Here is a 16,128-nt window from a genome sequence, read left to right as displayed (position 1 = left end):
CACTCGCGGTGGAAGAGGGATGGGGTAATGCCCAAGCGGAGCGACCTGAACCACGTCCTGGTGATCGGCTCCGGGCCGATCGTGATCGGTCAGGCCGCCGAGTTCGACTACTCCGGCACCCAGGCGTGCCGGGTGTTGCGCGCCGAGGGGTTGCAGGTCAGCCTGATCAACTCGAACCCGGCGACGATCATGACCGACCCCGAGTACGCCGACCACACTTACGTGGAGCCGATCACGCCGGCGTTCGTCGAGCGGGTGATCGTGCAGCAGGCCGAGCGCGGCAACAAGATCGACGGCCTGCTGGCCACACTGGGCGGCCAGACGGCGCTGAACACCGCGGTCGCGCTGTCGGAGTCGGGAGCGCTGGCCAAGCACGGGGTGGAGCTGATCGGCGCGGACTTCGAGGCCATCCAACGCGGCGAGGACCGGCAGCGGTTCAAGGACATCGTCGCCAAGGTCGGCGGCGAATCCGCCCGCTCCCGAGTCTGTTTCACCATGGACGAGGTACGCGAAACGGTCGAGGACCTCGGCCTGCCGGTGGTGGTGCGCCCCTCCTTCACGATGGGGGGGTTGGGCTCGGGCATGGCGTACTCCGCCGAGGACGTCGACCGGATGGCCGGCGACGGGCTCGCCGCTTCGCCGAGCGCCAACGTGCTCATCGAGGAGTCGATCTTCGGCTGGAAGGAATACGAACTCGAGTTGATGCGCGATGGCCGCGACAACGTGGTGGTGGTGTGCTCGATCGAGAACTTCGACCCGATGGGTGTGCACACCGGCGACTCGGTCACCGTCGCGCCGGCCATGACGCTCACCGACCGCGAGTACCAGATCATGCGCGATCTGGGCATCGCGATCCTGCGCGAGGTCGGCGTCGACACCGGCGGCTGCAACATTCAGTTCGCCGTCAACCCGGCCGACGGGCGCCTGATCGTGATCGAGATGAACCCGCGAGTGTCGCGGTCGAGCGCGCTCGCGTCGAAGGCCACCGGGTTCCCGATCGCCAAGATCGCGGCGAAGCTGGCCATCGGCTACACGCTCGACGAAATCGTCAACGACATCACCAAGGAGACCCCGGCCTGTTTCGAGCCGACGCTCGACTACGTCGTCGTCAAGGCCCCGCGTTTCGCGTTCGAGAAGTTCCCCGGCGCCGACGGCACGCTGACCACCACCATGAAGTCGGTCGGCGAGGCGATGTCGTTGGGGCGCAACTTCATCGAGGCGCTCGGCAAGGTGATGCGCTCACTGGAGTCCGGCCGCGCCGGGTTTTGGACCAAAGCCGACCCCGACGAGGACACGGTCACCGTCGACGAGTTGCTGGAGCGGCTGAGCACACCATCGGACGGGCGCCTGTACGACCTGGAGCTGGTGCTGCGCAAGGGCGCGACCGTCGAGCAGGTGTCTCAGGCCTCCGGCGTCGACCCGTGGTTCGTCGAGCAGATCGCCGGGCTGGTCGCGCTGCGCGCCGAGATCGTCGATGCGCCGGTGCTCGACGCCGACCTGCTGCGGCGCGCCAAGTACCACGGGCTGTCCGACCGCCAGATCGCCGCGCTGCGACCCGAACTCGCCGGTGAGGTCGGCGTGCGGGCACTGCGCCAGCGACTCGGCATCCACCCGGTGTTCAAGACCGTCGACACGTGTGCCGCCGAGTTCGAGGCCAAGACCCCGTACCACTACAGCAGCTACGAGCTCGACCCCGCCGCCGAGACGGAGGTGGCCCCGCAGACCGAGCGGCCCAAGGTGCTGATCCTCGGCTCGGGCCCCAACCGCATCGGCCAAGGCATCGAGTTCGACTACAGCTGCGTGCACGCCGCAACGACGTTGAGCCAGGCCGGCTTCGAGACGGTCATGGTCAACTGCAACCCCGAGACGGTGTCCACCGACTACGACACCGCCGACCGGCTCTATTTCGAACCGCTCACCTTCGAGGACGTGCTCGAGGTGTACTACGCCGAATCCGTCTCCGGCGCAGGCGGTCCCGGTGTCGTCGGCGTCATCGTGCAGCTCGGCGGCCAGACACCGCTCGGACTGGCCGAACGGCTGCAGAACGCGGGCGTGCCGATCGTCGGTACGAGCCCCAAGGCGATCGACCTGGCCGAGGATCGCGGCGCATTCGGCGAGGTGCTGACCAATGCAGGCCTACCCGCCCCGAAGTTCGGCCTGGCCACCAGCTTCGACCAGGCGCGGCGCATCGCCGCCGACATCGGCTACCCCGTGCTGGTGCGGCCCTCCTACGTCCTCGGCGGTCGCGGCATGGAGATCGTCTATGACGACGAGACGCTGCACGGCTACATCACCAGGGCCACCGAACTCTCGCCCGAACATCCCGTGCTGGTGGACCGGTTCCTCGAGGACGCCATCGAGATCGACGTCGACGCGCTGTGCGACGGGACCGAGGTCTACATCGGCGGCATCATGGAGCACATCGAGGAAGCCGGTATCCACTCCGGTGACTCCGCGTGCGCGCTGCCACCGGTGACGTTGGGCCGCAGCGACATCGAGGCCGTGCGGCGGGCCACCGAAGCGATTGCCCACGGCATCGGCGTGGTGGGCCTGCTCAATGTGCAGTACGCGGTCAAGGACGATGTGCTCTACGTGCTCGAGGCCAACCCGCGCGCCAGCCGCACCGTGCCGTTCGTCTCGAAGGCCACCGCGGTGCCCCTGGCCAAGGCGTGTGCGCGGATCATGCTCGGCGCGACGATCGCCGAGCTGCGCGAGGAAGGCGTGCTGGCGCGCACGGGGGACGGCGCGAGCACCGCACGTAACGCGCCGGTCGCGGTCAAGGAAGCCGTCCTGCCGTTCAATCGGTTCCGCAAACACGATGGCACGCAGATCGACTCGCTACTGGGCCCGGAGATGAAGTCGACGGGTGAGGTAATGGGCATCGACCACGACTTCGGAAGCGCCTTCGCCAAGAGCCAGACCGCCGCCTACGGGTCCCTGCCGCTGGAGGGCACGGTGTTCGTGTCGGTGGCCAACCGCGACAAGCGATCGCTGGTGTTCCCCGTCAAACGGCTTGCCGATCTAGGGTTCCGGGTTCTGGCCACCGAAGGCACCGCGGAGATGTTGCGGCGCAACGGGATTCCGTGCGAGGAAGTGCGCAAGCACTTCCAGGAGCCGAGCGAGGACAAGCCTGCCTCGTCGGCCGTCGACCTCATCAAGGCCGGGGAGGTGGACATGGTGATCAACACCCCGTACGGCAACTCCGGTCCTCGCGTCGACGGATACGAGATCCGCTCGGCGGCAGTGGCGAACAGCATCCCGTGTGTGACGACGGTGCAGGGCGCGTCCGCGGCGGTACAGGGCATCGAGGCCGGCATCCGCGGTGACATCGGCGTGATGTCGCTGCAGGAACTGCACAGCGTGCTGGGGCCGTGACGGGTTTCGGCCTGCGGTTGGCCGACGCGGTGGCCCGGCGTGGACCGCTGTGCCTGGGCATCGACCCGCATCCGGAGTTGTTGCGCGCGTGGGGACTCACCGATGACGCCGACGGGTTGCGCCGGTTCTGCTCTGTGTGCGTGACGGCGTTTTCCGACTTCGCCGTCGTCAAACCGCAGGTCGCGTTCTTCGAGGCGTACGGCGCCGCCGGGTTCACGGTGCTCGAGCACACCATCGCCGCGCTCCGCGAGGCCGGCGTGCTGGTGCTCGCCGACGCCAAACGCGGAGATATCGGTTCGACGATGGCCGCCTACGCCGCCGCGTGGGCGGGTGCATCGCCGCTGGCCGCCGACGCGTTGACCGCATCGCCCTACCTGGGCTTCGGCTCGCTACAACCGCTGATCGACACGGCGTTGGCCAACGAACGCGGCGTGTTCGTGCTCGCGGCCACCTCGAACCCCGAGGGCGCGTCCGTACAGCGCGCCGACGCGGGCGGACGCACCGTCGCGCAGTCGATCGTCGACGCCGCCGCGGCGGTCAACCACGCCGTGCCCGCGCAACCCGGCCCTATCGGTGTCGTCGTCGGCGCCACCCTGGCCGAACCGCCCGACGTCAGCGCGCTCGCCGGACCGGTCCTGGTCCCGGGTGTCGGCACCCAGGGCGGGCGCCCGGACGCGCTGAGCGGGCTCGGAGGGGCCCAACCAGGCCAGTTGCTGCCCGCGGTGTCTCGCGAAGTGCTGCGCGCCGGCCCGGACGTGGGCGCGCTGCGTTCCGCGGCCGAGACAATGCGCGACGCGGTCGCCTACCTGGCCTGACACCTCCGCGGACGACACAACACCGGCAACGCGAGGCTCACCAGTCACAAGCGTCACAAACCGGCTGCTCGCGACACGCCCGAAAGCTGATGACCAGCGAAAATTTTCTTTTTCGGCAGTGCTGACCCGCCGAAGTGTGGCGCAGGTCACGCGCTGAGCGCCCGATTAGCGCTCTCGTGCAATCCGAAATGCCTTGATATGCAGGCGGTTCCGGCGAGACAAAATGAGGTTTCGCCGGTCCTGGCCACGAAACGGCGTCGGCACGTGCGCGGCGCGACCGCCCGACACGCTGGGCTTTTGACGCCGTAACCAGGGGGTGGGGTTCGCATTCGTCAGCCAGCGTGGGTACGGTCGTCGTCGCTGGCTGTTTGAGGGTTTTCTCTATCAGCCGAGGCAGTGGAAATTGATGGTGATGAGACGGAGGAACCCGTGGCCCTTCCCCAGTTGACCGACGAACAGCGCGCGGCCGCGTTGGAGAAGGCTGCCGCCGCACGTCGAGCCCGAGCCGAATTGAAGGATCGGCTCAAGCGCGGCGGCACCAACCTCAAGCAGGTGCTCAAGGATGCCGAGACCGACGAGGTCTTGGGCAAGATGAAGGTTTCGGCGCTTCTGGAGGCGTTGCCCAAGGTCGGCAAGGTCAAGGCGCAGGAGATCATGACCGAACTCGAGATCGCCCCGACCCGCCGGTTGCGCGGCCTCGGCGATCGCCAGCGCAAGGCGCTGCTGGAAAAGTTCGACCAGTCCTAGGCGCATAAATTGAGCGCCGGCCGAGGGGCCGGCCGGGTAGTCGTGCTGTCCGGCCCCTCTGCCGTCGGGAAGTCGACCGTCGTTCGCTGTCTGCGCGAACGCGTTCCCGACCTGCACTTCAGCGTGTCCGTCACCACCAGGGCCCCGCGGCCGGGTGAAGTCGACGGCGTCGATTACTCGTTCGTGACCCCCGACGAATTCGATGAATTGATCGCCGATGGCGCCCTGCTCGAATGGGCGGAGATCCACGGCGGGTTGCACCGCTCCGGAACACCAGCCCGGCCCGTCCGCGAGGCGATCTCCGCCGACAGGCCCGTTCTGATCGAGGTGGATCTCGCGGGCGCGCGGGCCGTGAAGGCCGCGATGCCCGAGGCACTGACCGTCTTCCTGGCGCCGCCGAGCTGGGATGAGCTGAAGAACCGGCTGACCGGACGGGGCACCGAGACACCCGAGGCGATGGAGCGCCGGCTGGCGACCGCGCGAGCCGAACTCGCCGCACAGGACGACTTCGACACCGTGGTCGTGAACAGTCAATTGGAGTCTGCCTGCGCCGAATTGGTATCCTTGCTGGTGGGCCACCGATAAGTACGCGCCGGAGACGGCGCCGCAGGCCCGACAGCTATCTCGCATTCAGCTAAAACCGCCAGGAGAATTTTTCGTGAGCACCCCGCACGCCGACACGCAGCTGGCAGCTGTGGACGACTTCGACACGTCCGCAGCCAGCGCCTACGACACGCCGTTGGGCATCACCAACCCGCCCATCGACGAGCTGCTGGATCGCGCGTCGAGCAAGTATGCGCTGGTGATCTATGCCGCCAAGCGCGCCCGCCAGATCAACGACTACTACAACCAGCTCGGCGACGGCATCCTCGAGTACGTCGGCCCGCTGGTCGAGCCGGGCCTGCAGGAGAAGCCGCTGTCGATCGCGTTGCGCGAGATCCACGCCGACCTGCTCGAGCACACCGAAGGCGAGTAGCAACACCGCGAGGCATAGGGGAGCGGCCGCCATGGAGCCCAAGCGGATCATCGTCGGCGTCGCCGGTGGTATCGCCGCCTACAAGGCGGCCACGGTGGTCAGACAGCTCACCGAGGCCGGACACGACGTCCGCGTCGTCCCCACCGAGTCCGCGCTGCGGTTCGTCGGTGCCGCCACCTTCGAGGCCCTCTCGGGTCATCCCGTGCACACCGGAGTCTGGGACGACGTCCACGAGGTGCCGCACGTCCGCTTCGGCCAGGAGGCCGACCTCGTCGTCGTCGCCCCCGCCACCGCGGATCTTCTGGCGCGGGCCGTCGCGGGCCGCGCGGACGACCTGCTGACCGCGACGCTGCTGACCGCGCGATGTCCGGTGCTGTTCGCCCCGGCCATGCACACCGAGATGTGGTTGCACCCCGCGACGGTGGAGAACGTCGCCACGCTGCGCCGCCGCGGTGCCGTCGTCCTCGAACCCGCGTCGGGCCGGTTGACCGGAGCCGACAGCGGCGCGGGCCGTCTGCCCGAGGCCGAGGAGATCAGCACGCTGGCCCAGCTTTTGCTGACGCGACCGGACGCCCTGCCCTACGACCTGGCAGGGGTCAAGGTGCTGGTCTCTGCGGGCGGGACGCGCGAGCCGATCGATCCCGTGCGATTCATCGGCAACCGCAGTTCGGGCAAGCAGGGGTATGCGATGGCGCGGGTGATGGCCCAGCGCGGTGCCGACGTCACGCTGATCGCCGGCAACACCGCCGGGCTGGTCGACCCGGCGGGCGTCGAGGTCGTGCACATCGTGTCGGCCGCCCAGCTCAAGGACGCCGTGTCCAAGCATGCCCCCGACGCCCATGTGCTGGTGATGGCGGCCGCGGTCGCGGATTTCCGGCCCACGCAGATGCAGACCAGCAAGATCAAGAAGTCGGCCGATCCGGACGCCGCCGCGCCGGTGATCGAACTGACCCGCACCGAGGACGTGCTCGCCGGCGCCGTGCGGGCCCGCGTCGACGGACAACTGCCGAATATGCGGGCCATCGTGGGGTTCGCTGCCGAGACCGGCGACGCCAACGGCGACGTGCTTCACCACGCTCGCGCGAAGCTGCAGCGCAAGGGATGCGATTTGCTCGTGGTCAATGCGGTGGGCGAGAATCGGGCGTTCGAAGTGGACAACAACGACGGTTGGCTGCTCGCGGCCGACGGTGCGGAGTCCGCTCTGGAACACGGTTCGAAAACGCTGATGGCCAGCCGTATCGTCGACGCGATCGTGGCCTTCCTGCACAGCGGCAGCGGGTAGCGCGGATCACGCATCCGGCTGGCGTGAAATGCTTGCGCGCGAGGCGAGCAGAGGCTTGGGTGCAACAGGGCACTCCTACAATTTGATGTACTAACTACCTCAAGATGACTTGAGTGGAAGGATCACACCGTGAGTGAAGCTCGGCTGTTCACCAGTGAGTCGGTAACCGAGGGCCACCCCGACAAGATCTGCGACGCGATCAGCGACTCGGTGCTCGACGCTTTGCTCGCGGGCGATCCCAAGTCGCGGGTTGCCGTCGAGACACTGGTCACCACCGGGCAGGTGCACGTCGTCGGCGAGGTGACGACGGCCGCCAAGGAGGCCTTCGCCGACATCGCCACCACGGTGCGCGAGCGCATCCTGGAGATCGGCTACGACTCGTCGGAAAAGGGCTTCGACGGTGAGACCTGCGGCGTCAACGTCGGCATCGGTCGTCAGTCGCCCGATATCGCGATGGGCGTCGACACCGCGCACGAGACCCGCGTCGAGGGCGCGGGCGACCCGCTCGACCTGCAGGGCGCGGGCGACCAGGGCCTGATGTTCGGCTACGCGATCAAGGACACGCCCGAGCTGATGCCACTGCCGATCGCGCTCGCACACCGGCTGTCGCGCCGGCTGACCGAGGTCCGCAAGAGCGGTGTGCTCGACTACCTGCGCCCCGACGGCAAGACCCAGGTCACCGTGCAGTACGACGGCACGACCCCGGTGCGCCTCGACACGGTCGTGCTGTCGACGCAGCACGCGGCGGGCATCGACCTCGAGGGGACGCTGACGCCGGACATCCGCGAGAAGGTCGTCAACACCGTCCTGGCCGACCTGGGCCACGATTCGATGGACACCTCCGACTTCCGCCTGCTCGTGAACCCGACCGGCAAGTTCGTGCTCGGTGGCCCCATGGGTGACGCGGGGTTGACGGGCCGCAAGATCATCGTGGACACCTACGGCGGCTGGGCCCGTCACGGCGGCGGCGCGTTCTCGGGCAAGGACCCGTCAAAGGTGGACCGCTCGGCGGCCTACGCGATGCGCTGGGTGGCGAAGAACGTGGTCGCGGCGGGTCTGGCCGAGCGCGTTGAGGTCCAGGTCGCTTATGCGATCGGCAAGGCCGCTCCGGTCGGCTTGTTCGTCGAGACGTTCGGCAGCGAGTCCGTCGATCCGGGCCGCATCGAGAAGGCCATCACCTCGGTGTTCGATCTGCGTCCCGGCGCGATCGTGCGCGACCTCGACTTGCTGCGCCCGATCTACGCGCAGACTGCCGCGTACGGCCACTTCGGCCGCACCGACGTCGAGCTGCCCTGGGAGCAGCTGAACAAGGTCGACGAGCTCAAGGCCGCCGTCTGACGCCGAGACGACGGTTGTTGAGAGATATCGGCCGAATTCCGTCAGAAACCGTAGTCTCGCGGCTCGTGGGCGTGGCCTACGCAGCGCCAACGGTCAGGGACTGAACGCGTAATCCCGTAGCGGGAAGCGGCGGCTGCGCCAGTACGCCTCGAGCGTGGTGGTCGGCCGCAGCGGGGCGTCGCCGTTCTTGTCGAAGTAGTAGCTGTTGGCCCGCTGGCAGCTCTCCTGCCAAAAGATCTGGCGGTGCCGTTTGCGCATCATCTCATCGAAGTAGCGGTCGTTGGCCTCTTGCGTGACCTCCACGCGACGGGCGCCGTTGCGTCGGGCGTGCTTGAGACAGCGCACGATGTGATGCGTCTGCGTCTCGATGAGCGCGAAATACGACGACCCGACATAACCGTAGGGTCCGAACACCGTGAAGAAGTTCGGGAAACCCGGCACACTCACTCCTTCGTAAGCCTGCAGCCGGTTCTCCTGCCAGTGCTGGCTCCACGTCCGGCCGCCCGAACCGGTGACCGGATAGGTCGGCATGTCCTCGGCGTCCATCACTTTGAAACCCGTCGCCAGGATCAGCACGTCGATGTCGCGGGTCATGCCGTCGGCGGTGGCCACACCTGAACCGGTGATCTTGTCGATTGGCTCGGTGACCAACTCGACGTTGTCGCGGTTGTACGTCGACAGGTAGGTGTTGTGGAAGCCGGGCCGCTTACAGCCGACCGCATACTCGGGCGTGAGCTTTTCGCGGACCTCCGGGTCGTGGACCTCTTTGCGTAGATACGCCTCGCCGACTTTCGACATGTTCTTGGCCATCGGGTTGACGGTGAAGTACTGCGCGGGCAGCGTGAACGTCAACTCGACGTAGGCCTGGCTGAGCAGACGCTGCACCACGTGGCCGCCAGGCAGCCGCATCATCCGTTGCGCCATTGGCGACAGCGGCACATCGAACTTCGGGAAACACCAGATCGGTGTGCGCTGAAAAACGGTCAGCTGCTTGACGATCGGCGCGATCTCGGGAATCACCTGCACCGCCGACGCGCCCGTGCCGATGACCGCGACCCGCTTGCCGGTCAAGTCCTGCTCGTGGTCCCAACGCGCGGTGTGCATGGTGACACCGGCGAACGAGTCGACACCGTCGATATCGGGCAGTTTCGGCGTGATCAGCACCCCGCACCCATTGATCAGGAACCGCGCGGTGACGACCTCACCGGAGTCAAGTTCGACCCGCCACAGGCTCTGATCATCGTCGAACACGGCGCCGAGCACCTTGGTGTTGAACCGGATCTTGGGCCGCAGACGGTACTTGTCGACGCAGTGCTCGGCGTACGCACGCAACTCGTGCCCCGGTGCGTAGGTGCGGGTCCATTTTGGGCTCTGCTCGAAGGAGAACTGGTAGGAGAACGACGGAATGTCAACGGCGATACCGGGATACGTGTTCCAGTACCACGTCCCGCCCGGTCCCTCGCCGGCTTCGATGATCAGATAGTCACACAACCCGGCCTTGTTGAGGCTGATCCCGGCGCCGATGCCGGAGAAGCCGGCGCCGACGATGATGGTGTCGTGATCGGGCACTGTCATCGAGCCTCCCCGTGTCGCTCACGTCCCGATCACGGTACCCCCGCTGTTCAGCCGTTGGGACAACTCCCAAGCGCTGCGTTCGACCCAGTTGGTGAGCAGCTTGCCGTCCTCACCGACAGCCCAGACCGCGGTACCGGTCATCGCGATTTCGCTGCCGTCGGGCGCGCTTCCGAGATAGCCGGTGTTCTTCCCGGTCAGTAGCCACCGCGACGCGACGCGGCTGCCGTCGGCGCTCTCGAACGACTCGACGACCTCGAGATGTAAGTCGTCGACCTTACTCAGGAACCCGGCGATCCATGCCTTGAAATTCTCGCGGCCACGCACCGTCTCGCCGCCGGTGATGATCACGAAGTCGTCGACCACGAAGCGGTCCACCGCCGCCGGGTCGTGGGCGTTCCAGACCTCGTCCCAGAACGCGTGCACGATGTCGATGGATTTCGATGTGTTCACACCGGGTGTAACGCGGCGTGTAGCGCCCTCAATCCCCGTTCGGTGGCCTCGGTCGCCGCGGGCACCACCCCGGCGTAGCCGAGGTAGCCGTGCACGAGCGATTCAGCATTGTGAAGTTCGACGCGAACCCCGGCGGCCGACAGCAACTCCGCGTACCGGGCGCCGTCGTCACGCAACGGGTCATGGCCCGCGACGGCGATGTAGGCCGGCGGCAGCCCGGTCAGGTCCTCGGCGCGCGCGGGCGCCAGCGTCGCGGGCATGTCCGAAAGGTCCATGTCGCCGACATACCAACGCGAAAAGCCGCCTATCGCAGCGAAATCGAGTATTGGCGCGTCGGCGTTCTCGGCGAAGGACGGCAGTGTGGTGTCCCACGTCGTGGCCGGATACCACAGCAGCTGGAGACAGATCTGGGGCCCGCCCGCGTCGCGCGCCAACTGTGCGACCACCGCGGCGAGATTGCCGCCCGCCGAGTCGCCGGCCACCGCGAGCCGGCCCGCGTCGATGCCCAGCTCGTCCGCGCTCGCGGCGACCCACTGCGTCACCGCCCACACATCGTCGACAGCGGCGGGGTAGGGGTGCTCGGGTGCCAGCCGGTAGTCGACGGCCACCAGCACGGCCTCTGCGTCGGCCGCATGTCGACGCGCGGTGCCGTCGTAGCTGTCGAGGCCGCCGACACACCAGCCGCCGCCGTGGAAGAACACCACCACGGGGGCGCGCGCGTCGGAGGCGGTCGGCGGCCGGTATACCCGGACCGGGATCGGGCCGCCGGGCCCGTCGACCGTGCGGTCTTCGGCGCGCACCTCGGGCAGGATCTCGACCGCCGGCAGCGCGTTGAACCGTTCGCGCGCGGCCTGCACGCCCCCGTCGGTTGTCAACTGGAACGGAACGGCCTGCAGTACCTTCAGCAGAATGGCGTCGATGGGTTCCGGGCTGGCCGGCCCTACCTCAGGGACTGACATGGGGACACCGTACGTTCATCGGCGAACCCGGCTTCTGTGGGTGGCCGCAGCCGTCGTCGCCGCCTGCTACGGGGTGTTCCTGATCGCGACCGCGGTGCGGCTGCCCGGCGGTGCCGAGCTCACCGGTCAGTTCGCGCTGCAGCCCGCGGTCAAGGCCGCCGCGGCGGTGCTGCTCGCCGCGGCCGCGTTGACACACCCGATCGCCCGGGAACGACGCTGGTTGGTGGCCGCGCTGCTGTTCTCCGCGGCGGGTGATTTCCTGTTGGCGCTGCCGTGGTGGGAGCCGTCGTTCGTGCTCGGGCTGGCCGCGTTCCTCGTCGCCCACCTGTGCTTTCTGGGCGCGCTGTGGCCGTTGGTCACCCGCTCCGGTCCGAGGCTGGCCGCCGCCGCGGTCACGGTCGCGGCCTGCCTGGCCCTGCTGGTGTGGTTCTGGCCGCGGCTCATCGCCGAGAGCATGGCCGTACCGGTCACGCTGTACATCGCGGTGCTCGGCGCGATGGTGTGCGCCGCGCTGATGGCCCGGTTGCCCACGCCGTGGACGGCATTGGGTGCGGTATGTTTCGCGGTGTCGGACGCGATGATCGGGATCGGCAAGTTCGTGCTGGGGTCCGAGGCTCTGGCGGTACCGATCTGGTGGGTGTATGCGGCGTCGCTGGTGCTCATCACGGCCGGGTTCTTCTTCGGCAGGACGTCGGTGCCGTCTGCTACCAATCCTGCGTGACGGGGTCCGACAGCCCGGCCCGCCCGGGCGCCACCAGACAGCCTGCCGAGCACGAGCCGGTCGCGCGTGTGCTGCCGATGCTGACCGTCCCGCACCTCGACCGCGAGTTCGACTACCTGGTCTCCGCCGAGCAGTCCGACGACGCGCAGCCCGGCGTCCGCGTCCGGGTGCGGTTCCACGGCAGGCTGGTCGACGCGTTCATCCTGGAGAGGCGGTCCGACACCGACCACGTCGGCAAGCTCGGCTGGCTCGACCGCGTGGTCTCGCCCGAGCCGGTGCTGACGCCCGAGATCCGTCGACTCGCCGACGCCGTGGCGGCCCGTTACGCCGGCACCCGCGCGGACGTCCTGAGGCTGGCCATCCCGCCGCGGCACGCCCGGGTCGAAAAACAGGAGCCGCCGACGACGGCGCCGACCGACCCGCAACCCGTCGCAACCGATTCCTGGAACGCCTACGGCAGCGGTGAGCAGTTCCTCGCGGCGGTGGCGAGCGGACGAGCCGCCCGAGCGGTCTGGCAGGCGCTGCCCGGGGAGGCGTGGGCCGATCGACTGGCCGAGGCCGCGGCGGTGATGGTGAACTCGGGCCGCGGTGTGCTGGTGATCGTGCCGGATCAACGCGACATCGACGCGGTGCACGCCGCCGCGCTCGACCGCCTCGACGAGAACCTGGTGGTGGCCTTGTCGGCGGGACTCGGCCCCGCGCAACGCTATCGGCGTTGGTTGTCGGTGTTGCGCGGCAGCGCCCGGCTCGTCATCGGCACCCGCAGCGCGGTGTTCGCACCTGTCGCCCACCTCGGTCTGGTGATGGTGTGGGACGACGGCGACGACACGCTCGCCGAACCCCGTGCGCCGTATCCGCATGCCCGCGAGGTGGCGATGTTGCGGGCACATCAGCTGCGCTGCGCCGCGCTGATCGGCGGATTCGCCAGAACCGCGGAGGCCCAGGCGCTGGTGCGCAGCGGCTGGGCGCACGACCTGGTCGCGCTGCGGCCGACGGTGCGGGCGGCCTCACCGCGCGTCGTCGCCCTCGATGACAGCGGTTTCGAGCAGGAACGCGACCCCGCCGCCCGGTCGGCCAGGCTCCCGTCGATGGCGCTGCATGCGGCGCGCAAGGCGCTGGAGTCCGGCGCCCCGGTCCTGGTGCAGGTGCCCCGCCGCGGGTACGTCCCCGCCCTCGCGTGCGGGCGCTGCCGAACCATCGCCCGGTGTCGCAACTGCACGGGGCCGTTGTCGCTGCCCGACCGCGATGCCGCAGGCGCGGTGTGCCGGTGGTGCGGGCGCGCCCACCCGTCGCTGCGCTGCGTGCGGTGCGGCTCGGATGCGGTGCGCGCGGTTGTCGTCGGGGCCAGGCGCACCGCCGAGGAACTCGGCAGGGCGTTTCCGGGCACGACGGTCATCACCTCCGGCGGTGACGCGATGGTCGCCGAGGTCGCGTCGAAGCCCGCGGTTGTCGTCGCCACGCCCGGCGCCGAACCGATAGCCGCGGGCGGCTACGGTGCCGCGCTGCTGTTGGACAGCTGGGCGCTGCTCGGCCGCCAGGACCTGCGGGCGGCCGAGGACACCTTGCGCCGGTGGATGGCCGCGGGCGCCCTGGTACGCAAGCGCGGCGACGGCGGGGTGATCGCGGTGGTGGCCGAGTCTGCGATACCGACTGTGCAGGCGCTGATCCGCTGGGACCCCGTCGGTCACGCCGATGCCGAGCTGAACGCGCGCGGTGAAGTCGGCCTGCCGCCCGACGTGCACATGGCCGCGGTGGACGGACCGCCCGAGGCGGTGCACGCCTTGCTCGACATCGCCGATACGCCCGAGGGCACCGAACAACTCGGTCCGGTCGACCTGCCGGTCGGCGCGCGCCGACCGCCGGGACTGGCCTCCGACACGACGGTGATCCGGATGCTGTTGCGGGTGCCCCGCGACACTGGACTGGCCCTCTCCTCGGCGCTGCGCCGGGCCACCGCCGTGCTCAGCGCCCGTCACGACCAACAGCCGGTTCGCGTCCAGATCGACCCACTGCACATCGGATGACCCGATGGCCAGTTCGCGCCGAAATCGGCCCGCTGCACTTAGGGTGAACCGGAAACCTGGCGTCGCACGCAACAGGAGGACCGCATGCGCCGGCTGTTCGCGTGGTCGATCACGTTGCTGGTGCTGGCATTTGCGGTGCTCTGGCCGGTGGTGTTCAGCGGTGGTGGTTCGGCGGCCGCACCCGCCGACGACCCCGTCGTCATCACGGACTACGACGTGGACCTCCTTGTCGACGAAGACGGGCGACTCGACGCCGTCGAGACCATCACCGCGGATTTTCCCAGTGGCAGGCACGGCATCTTCCGGTACTGGGATGTGACCAACCCCAACAGTCCTCACGTGCGCCAGGTGCCGGAGATCGATTCCATCCTTCTCGACGGTGACCCGGCGCCCTACGAGCTGCTGTGGGAAGACGGTGAGCGGTTCCGGGTCGCCAAGATCGGCGATCCCGACAGCTACCTGAGCTACGGCGAGCACGTATACGAGATCCGCTACTCCATCGACGGTGTCCTCGATACCGGAACCACCGGTGCGGACCGGAGATTCGCCACATCGTCGGGTGAACCCGCCACGACCGAATCGGTGTTCTTCTGGAACGTGATCGCGCCGGCCTGGAACAACCGGATCCAGCGCGCCGACATCTCGATCGGCCTGCCCGGAGACGTTGCCCGCGTGCAGTGTTCGGTCGGATACGGCGTCGGCGGGCAGTGCCTGGACCTGACGACCACGGGGAACAGGGTGGAACTGTCGGCGCGAAACCTGCCGCCGCGCACGCCGGTGACGGTGCGGGCAGGTGTGGACGTGCCGACGCCGCCGCGCACCGAGCTGCCCTGGACCTATGAATGGGACCGCGTGCTGGGCCAGTCGCTGGCCGGAGCGCTCTGGGTGGCAGCGCTGACCGTGGCCGCCGGCGTGGCCGGTCTGCTGTGGTACCGCACCACGGTCGAACCGTCGCCAGGTTTCCCACTGCAGTACGCGCCACCGGAGGGCCTCGGCCCGGTGCAGACGGAGTACATCCGGACCGAGGCAGTCCCCAAACAAGCCCTGACCGCGACGCTGTTCTACCTCGCCGAGCGGGGCTTGGTCGAACTGCGCCAGGTCAGCGAGAAGCATTGGCGGATCCGCGGCATCGCCGAGCACGGCGCCTGGGTCGACGTGGACCCGGTCAGTGTGACCGTCGGGTCGGTGTTGAAGGTTTTGCATCCGGGCGGCGAGTTCGAAGCGAAAAAGACCGTCAAGTCCGGCCAGAAGCTCAACAAGGCCAAGACCGATCTGGCCAAGACCGTCCAGAACTGGGCCTTCGACAACAAGCTTCTCGTCAAACGGCGCAACGAACTCTGGCTCCGCACCGCGAACGCGATCGCTTTCGTGCTCATGCTGTGCGCCGTCTTCCGCTGGCTTTTTCCGACCACGATGTGGGCGTTGCCGTTCGCGGCGTTCTTCCTGCTGTCGATCGGTTCGTGGGCCGCAGGCGTGGGAACCAGGCGGACCGAGGCCGGCCGCGATCTCTGGTCGCGCGCAGGTGGTTTCCACCGCATGTTAACCACCGATTCGGCCGAGGCGCGTTTCGACTTCGGGGCGCGCAAAGACCTCTACTCGGCCTACGTTCCGTTCGCGGTCGCTGCGGGCGCCGCGGCACTGTGGGCCAAGAAGTACGAAACGACGATGGGAACGGCTGCGCCGCAGCCGGATTGGTACAACTCGACCACACACGGCGGTACGGGGTTTGTCGGCGGCTCCGGCGGGTCAAACTTCGACAGCTTCGAGTCCGCGTTGTCGTCGTCGATCGGCGCGTACACCGCATCACAGTCGTCCAGCGGGGGCGGCGGGTCCAGCGGCGGCGGCGGTGGCGGCGGAGGCGGAGGG

Annotated in this window: 13 protein-coding genes; 10 read left to right on the top strand and 3 right to left on the bottom strand. The window is 68.5% G+C overall.

The features are described 5' to 3' along the window. Nucleotides 1-27 precede the first annotated feature (27 nt). The 7 genes from carB to metK all read left to right on the top strand — a co-directional run bounded on the left by carB (nt 28) and on the right by metK (nt 8,533). On the top strand, nt 28-3,375 hold the full coding sequence (gene carB, locus CEX88_RS00065) for a carbamoyl-phosphate synthase large subunit (RefSeq protein ID WP_066841289.1): 3,348 nt from the start codon (nt 28-30) through the stop codon (nt 3,373-3,375). Then, nucleotides 3,372-4,190, top strand: coding sequence for an orotidine-5'-phosphate decarboxylase (gene pyrF, locus CEX88_RS00060; RefSeq protein WP_094291975.1), 819 nt, complete (start codon nt 3,372-3,374; stop codon nt 4,188-4,190). Before carB ends, pyrF begins: the two co-directional genes overlap by 4 nt. Before the next feature lie 429 nt (nt 4,191-4,619). After that, nucleotides 4,620-4,937, top strand: a complete 318-nt coding sequence (gene mihF / locus CEX88_RS00055) for an integration host factor, actinobacterial type (RefSeq protein ID WP_003889986.1) — start codon at nt 4,620-4,622, stop codon at nt 4,935-4,937. 9 nt (nt 4,938-4,946) lie between these two features. Then, complete coding sequence (gene gmk / locus CEX88_RS00050) at nt 4,947-5,522, top strand: guanylate kinase (protein ID WP_068197204.1); 576 nt, start codon at nt 4,947-4,949, stop codon at nt 5,520-5,522. A 73-nt stretch (nt 5,523-5,595) separates the two neighbouring features. After that, entirely contained in the window at nt 5,596-5,913 is a 318-nt protein-coding gene (gene rpoZ / locus CEX88_RS00045; RefSeq protein WP_064395447.1) for a DNA-directed RNA polymerase subunit omega, read from the top strand. Nucleotides 5,914-5,944: 31 nt separating this feature from the next. Continuing rightward, nucleotides 5,945-7,195, top strand: coding sequence for a bifunctional phosphopantothenoylcysteine decarboxylase/phosphopantothenate--cysteine ligase CoaBC (gene coaBC, locus CEX88_RS00040; RefSeq protein WP_094291974.1), 1,251 nt, complete (start codon nt 5,945-5,947; stop codon nt 7,193-7,195). A 129-nt stretch (nt 7,196-7,324) separates the two neighbouring features. Further along, complete coding sequence (metK, locus tag CEX88_RS00035) at nt 7,325-8,533, top strand: methionine adenosyltransferase (protein WP_066841281.1); 1,209 nt, start codon at nt 7,325-7,327, stop codon at nt 8,531-8,533. A 93-nt stretch (nt 8,534-8,626) separates the two neighbouring features. Here the strand turns inward: metK and CEX88_RS00030 are convergent, their stop codons facing one another. The 3 genes from CEX88_RS00030 to CEX88_RS00020 are packed head-to-tail and all read right to left on the bottom strand — an operon-like array spanning nt 8,627 to nt 11,517. Then, a complete protein-coding gene (locus CEX88_RS00030; protein WP_094291973.1) occupies nt 8,627-10,108 on the bottom strand; it encodes a flavin-containing monooxygenase in 1,482 nt (493 codons plus the stop codon). Nucleotides 10,109-10,126: 18 nt separating this feature from the next. Beyond that, complete coding sequence (locus CEX88_RS00025) at nt 10,127-10,558, bottom strand: ester cyclase (RefSeq protein WP_094291972.1); 432 nt, start codon at nt 10,556-10,558, stop codon at nt 10,127-10,129. Further along, entirely contained in the window at nt 10,555-11,517 is a 963-nt protein-coding gene (locus CEX88_RS00020) for an alpha/beta hydrolase (protein ID WP_094291971.1), read from the bottom strand. Before CEX88_RS00020 ends, CEX88_RS00025 begins: the two co-directional genes overlap by 4 nt. Here CEX88_RS00020 and CEX88_RS00015 point away from each other — a divergent pair. From CEX88_RS00015 to CEX88_RS00005, 3 genes are all read left to right on the top strand, one after another. Then, nucleotides 11,516-12,238 carry a lysoplasmalogenase gene (locus CEX88_RS00015; protein ID WP_202931337.1) on the top strand — a complete coding sequence of 241 codons (723 nt, stop codon included), beginning with the start codon at nt 11,516-11,518 and terminating at the stop codon, nt 12,236-12,238. The two genes, CEX88_RS00020 and CEX88_RS00015, sit on opposite strands and share 2 nt — an antisense overlap. Nucleotides 12,239-12,315: 77 nt before the next feature. Next, nucleotides 12,316-14,262 carry a primosomal protein N' gene (locus CEX88_RS00010; protein ID WP_202931351.1) on the top strand — a complete coding sequence of 649 codons (1,947 nt, stop codon included), beginning with the start codon at nt 12,316-12,318 and terminating at the stop codon, nt 14,260-14,262. Between the two features lie 84 nt (nt 14,263-14,346). Further along, a partial coding sequence (locus CEX88_RS00005; protein WP_094291969.1) for a DUF2207 domain-containing protein occupies nt 14,347-16,128 on the top strand: 1,782 nt, incomplete at its 3' end.

Origin of the sequence: Mycobacterium neumannii (assembly GCF_002245615.1) — a bacterium.
Classification (GTDB): Bacteria; Actinomycetota; Actinomycetes; order Mycobacteriales; family Mycobacteriaceae; genus Mycobacterium; species Mycobacterium neumannii_A.
The sequence above is the reverse complement of the archived record's forward strand: the minus strand, read 5'-3'. Positions and strand labels throughout refer to the sequence as shown.